Genomic DNA, 5103 nt, shown 5'->3' on the forward strand with positions numbered 1-5103 from the left:
AAAGCAGGGCTCCCTCACTAAGGTTATGTTGTCCTTAGGTTCTTCGGTACTATGAGCCCCTCGGACTCCCTTCCCACAGACGGTTCACATCGTCTTCTGGACTTATAGTTATAGAGTGCCTCTTTACGGGTTCTAAAAAACTCCCGTGTGGGGAAGGGTCTCGTAAGTATCACTGCACTATCTTTCAATCCATGCCGTACCCTATACGCCGGAGGAATCTTCACTGCTGCTCCAAGTTCTTTGCAGTTTCCTTAGCCTTCGTCCATTATGGCGGGACTCGTCTCCTTCTATTCCCCTTCGCAGGGCCTTTTTAACGACGCGGAAGATTGACTTGATGTTGTGGCCTGGATTGTTGCTCGCCCAGTCTCTGACCAGTACTTTTGTTGATGCACTTTTATACACAGATTTGGCCATGCGCAAGCATCCTAGCTACAAAGGTGGCTTGGTCCCTCCTCGGGTTGGACTTTCACCAACTAGATAATGCGTGCCTCTGGGCACGCCAACAACAAAAAACCTCCCCTCATCCCGAGGGATAAGAGAAGGCTTAAACGCATCACCTCTGAAGCATGGCAGCTAGATTTTCAGCTCCCCAAGCTTGATCAGCTCGACAACCGCTTGTGAACGGCCTTTTACGTTTAATTTTTGCATTACATTTGAGATGTGGTTGCGGACGGTTTTTTCGCTGATGAATAACAGTCCGGCAATATCCCGTGTAGTTTTGTCCTGCACAAGAAGCTCGAATACTTCGCGTTCACGATGCGTCAACAAAAATTTGCTATGATGTTCGTTGCCCTTCAATGGTGTCACCCCTCCTTGCCCTGGGTTTGTTTGGTATAACAAGGTAAAGGGATACAGTCAAACCATACTATGTGGAGGGGCAGTTAATGGTGCTGTCACAGCATTAAATTGGGCGGGGGCAGGCGCGGAGTCTGGACAATCCAGGCATATCGCAGCCAGGACGCAGCAAAACAGGCCGCAGCTCCTTATGCGTTAAGGGCGGCAGCCGGCGGGCACATGCAATAGAATTCGAGTTACAGCAACAAGCTGTACCGGTCCGTCACGCCCTTTCGGTCACGCCGGTTTCTCCGGTAGAGATTGTTGTTGCACCCCCAGTGTAATGTATGAAATGGATTCCATAGCAAGCTTTTTATCGGCCGAAAAGCTGTTCATTTCTATGTTAGAATAAGGTCATACCAGTCTCACACAGGAGGCGCAGACGAACGTGGCTAATATTAAAGAAATCGCCCGGATGGCCGGAGTATCTGTAACGACCGTCTCACGGGTGCTGAATAATCATCCGTATGTCAGCAAGGACAAAAGAGACGCTGTACTGCAAACGATTGAGCAGCTCGACTATACCCGCAATATGAACGCCGTTCATCTGATTACCGGACGTACCGGTGCGGTGGCGGTGATTCTGCCTTATATTCATGCTTTTTATTTCTCGATTATTATGAATGGACTTGCCCATGAAGCGCTGCTCTCGCAATACCGGCTGATTCTGTGCCAGAGCAATTATCTGGAGGAAGAAGAAATCAAAGTGCTGGAGATGCTGCGCCATAAAGAGATTGACGGTGTCGTGATTGTATCTACTGCGCTGAAGCCGGAGATCATCGAGGAGTATACGGCTTACGGTCCGATTATCACCTGCCAGGACAGCGGAGAGCGGCGCTATTCCTCTGTCTATATTGAGCATTATGCGGCTTTCAAGCAGGGGCTGGAGTATTTGACCGGCAAAGGTTACCGCTCCATCGGTTATTGCGAGGGACGGCGTAACGGCAGCAGCGCAGTGATCCGGCAGACCGCTTACCGCGAATTCATTGCTGAGCATCAGCTGGCTTTTGAAGAAGAATGGATGATCTATGACTGTACAACGGAGGAAGACGGCGCAGCCGCTGCACTGTCTCTGCTGAAAATGTCTCAGCGGCCGGAAGCCATGATTATTACGGGAGACCATGTAGCCGCCGGGCTGATCATTGAAGCACGCAGATCCGGCCTCAGCATCCCTGGTGACCTTGCGGTTATGGGCTTCGACAACCAGCCGATCGGCCGGCTGCTTCAGATCACCACCATGGACAACCACCTGTATGAGATGGGGGCCGCCGCTTTCCGCATTATCCATGAGCAGATTCACTCGGAGCGCCCCGAGCCGGTCTACCGCAAGCTGGACTACCGGATTATCGAGCGGTCCACGGTGTAGAATAGGGCTGGCTTCCGGGCAGTTATAGAGACAGCAGCTTCAAAAATATGCGTACAGCGTCCTCTGGCCGGGGGACGTTTTTTTGTGCATTTTATGTGAGTTATATGCGCGGTTTCTATGAATATGATAATTATCACATTTTTATTGACAGGCAAGGGTTGGAGAATTATGATAAGTCCATTATTGATAATGATTATCATTCACAAAAGGAGTGTCCACAATCTATGAAGATCAGTCATGCTGTACCTGCGGGTCTGTTAGCAGCTTCCCTCCTGCTTGCCGGATGCGCTAGCACGGATAACAGTAATAACGATGGCAACAAGGGCAACAGTGGTAACAACTCCGGGAATAATGCCGCAGCCCAGGCAGGTGGCGGGGCCGCCAGCACACCGTCAGCCACTGCTGCCGTAAGCGGAGCCGGGGCGGACTTCACTACTGCCATCGACGAATACCGGAAATACGTCATTGAACAATGCGATGCGTTCGTCAAGCAGACCGAAGGCTTCACGGATGCCGTTAAGGCAGGCAAGCTGGAAGAAGCCAAGGCGCTGTATGCTCCGGCGCGCATGTATTATGAGCGGATCGAGCCGATTGCTGAAGCGCTTGGGGATCTGGACCCGAACATTGATGCCCGTGAGAATGATGTGGATGCAGCGGAGTGGCGCGGTTTTCATAAGATTGAACAGGCACTCTGGCAGAATCACACAACGGAGGGCATGACAGATGTCGCGGACCGCCTGCTGAAGGATGCGCAGCTGCTGCGCGCCAAGGTGGAGACGGCCGGAATCGATGCCAATCTGCTCGTTACCGGGGCTGTTGAGCTGCTGAATGAGGTCTCCTCCTCCAAAGTAACGGGGGAAGAGGAGCGTTATTCCCATACGGATTTGTATGATTTTGTGGCGAATGTGGAGGGGGCACAGAAGATCTATGAGCTGCTGAAGCCGGAGCTGGCCAAAAAAGACCCGGCCCTTGAGCAAACCATCGGCGAGCGGTTCACCGCCTTAATGAATGAGCTGGCGCCATTCAAATCGGGGGAGGGCTACGTCTCTTACGAAATGCTCAAACCGGAGGAGGTCCGTAAGTTAAGCCAGAACCTCGACGCCTTGGCTGAGCCGCTATCCAATATGGGAACGATTCTGGGAGTGTGACGATATGAACAAGAAAGACAAGAATTCCCGGAATAAGGCTGACACGGATCACGGAATTCCTGCGCCGGAGACCCAGCTGTTCAACACCAAATTCAGCCGCCGCGATATGCTGCGGCTTACCGGTGCCTCGGGTCTCGGGCTGCTGCTGGGCGGAGGCGGTGTGGGCGGTATTATGGCGGCACGCCAGGCAGCGGGACGGGCGGTCCCGGCCGCTGCAGCCTTAGGGCAGAATGAAGAACAGGCGGAGACGATCCCCTTCTACGGCAAGCACCAGGCGGGCATTCTTACCCCTGCACAGAATTTTCTGTGCTTCGCTTCCTTTGATCTGACGACTACCAGCATCAGTGATGTACAGAAGCTTATGCAAGCCTGGACTACTGCCGCTGCCGCGCTTACTTCCGGCACAATGATCGGAACTGCGAACGACAAGCCCAATCTTCCGCCTACTGACACCGGCGAGGCGGATGGGCTCACCCCTTCCAAGTGTACGCTTACCTTCGGGGCAGGTCCGGCCCTGTTCGACAGCCGCTTCGGCCTCTCCGGCAAACGGCCCGCCTCCTTCACCGACCTCCCGGCATTCACAGGTGACAGTCTGGAGCCGCAGTGGTGCGGCGGCGATCTCTGTGTGCAGGCCTGCGCGGATGATATGCAGGTGGCATTCCATGCCATCCGCAATCTGGCCCGCATCGCCCGGGGTACGGCGGTGCTGCGCTGGACCCAGGAAGGCTTCCAGCGCAGCGGCAGCGCCGATCCGTCAGGCGGCACCCCGCGTAATCTGCTCGGCTTCAAGGACGGCACGGGGAATCCGGACGTCACCGATGAGACGCAGATGCGAAATATCGTCTGGAACGGCAGCGCCGATGGCACGGCGTGGATGAACGGGGGGACGTATCTTGCGCTGCGCCGCGTACGTTTCCGTATTGAGGTCTGGGACCGCTCCTCGCTGAGCGATCAGGAGGCCACCTTCGGACGGCACCGGCAGAGCGGCGCACCGATTGGAGCCGGGGATGAATTCGCCGAGCTGAATCTGGCAGCAGCGGATGCTACCGGCAAGCCGCTCATCCCGCCGGACTCCCATTCCGCTCTCGCCCATGGAGACGGCTCAGTCCAAATGCTGCGCCGCTCCTACTCCTATTCCAGCGGCATGGATCTCAAGACCGGACAGCTTGATGCCGGTCTGGTATTCATCAGCTTCCAAAAGGATCTGATGAAGCAGTTCGTCAGCATCCAGCAGCGCCTCTCCAAAAATGACCGGCTGAATGAATATATGGTTCACACCGGCAGTGCTGTTTTCGCCTGCTTCCCGGGTGTACGCGAAGGCGGCTATATCGGGGAGCTGCTGCTGGGATGACTGAATGCCTGAGAGGAATGATCCCGATGAAGGTCACGGTTACACAGAGTCCATGGCGGCAGTTCAGGGCAGCGCTGCTGCTCCTCTGCCTGCTTGTGCTGCTGCCCGGCGCGCCGGCTTCTGCGTCAGGCGCGCCGCTGGATGAGCTGCTGCCGCCTGTAGGCAGCGCGCTGGTCGAGGCCGGCCAGAGCCGCTGGGCGGAGGCGGCGGCCGATGTTGATTCGTTCGCGGCGCTGTGGCGCAGCGCGAACGAGGGCACGCCGGACCCGGCACTCGCCGGTCCGGCTGCGGAGGTGGACGCCGCGCTGGCAGCCGCGGCAGAAGCCCTGGCGGACGGCGGCGGCGCACCCGCCAAGTCCGCACTGTCCACGCTCGCCCGGAGCGTGGACGCGTTCGTCACCGCC

At 56.1% G+C, this 5103-nt stretch carries 4 protein-coding genes and 1 pseudogene; 4 read left to right on the forward strand and 1 reads right to left on the reverse strand.

Features of this window, described 5'->3' with window-relative positions:
* Nucleotides 1–573 precede the first annotated feature (573 nt).
* The gene (locus ACFSX3_RS25295) at nt 574–798 is read right to left on the reverse strand and encodes a helix-turn-helix domain-containing protein (protein WP_019908812.1); all 225 of its coding nucleotides are present in this window, start codon (nt 796–798) and stop codon (nt 574–576) included.
* A gap of 424 nt (nt 799–1222) precedes the next feature.
* Here ACFSX3_RS25295 and ACFSX3_RS25300 point away from each other — a divergent pair, with 424 nt between their 5' ends.
* The 4 genes and pseudogenes from ACFSX3_RS25300 to ACFSX3_RS25315 all read left to right on the forward strand — a co-directional run.
* Nucleotides 1223–2200: a LacI family DNA-binding transcriptional regulator gene (locus tag ACFSX3_RS25300; RefSeq protein ID WP_209994743.1), complete on the forward strand. Its 978-nt coding sequence runs from the start codon at nt 1223–1225 to the stop codon at nt 2198–2200.
* Between the two features lie 224 nt (nt 2201–2424).
* On the forward strand, nt 2425–3348 hold the full coding sequence (efeO, locus tag ACFSX3_RS25305; protein WP_209994742.1) for an iron uptake system protein EfeO: 924 nt from the start codon (nt 2425–2427) through the stop codon (nt 3346–3348).
* 4 nt (nt 3349–3352) lie between these two features.
* Nucleotides 3353–4699, forward strand: coding sequence for an iron uptake transporter deferrochelatase/peroxidase subunit (gene efeB, locus ACFSX3_RS25310; RefSeq protein WP_209994741.1), 1347 nt, complete (start codon nt 3353–3355; stop codon nt 4697–4699).
* Nucleotides 4700–4725: 26 nt separating this feature from the next.
* Nucleotides 4726–5103, forward strand: a pseudogene (locus ACFSX3_RS25315) (iron permease); the annotation flags it as partial.

Origin of the sequence: Paenibacillus rhizoplanae, from assembly GCF_042684125.1 — a bacterium.
GTDB classification, from domain to species: Bacteria; Bacillota; Bacilli; order Paenibacillales; family Paenibacillaceae; genus Paenibacillus_AQ; species Paenibacillus_AQ rhizoplanae.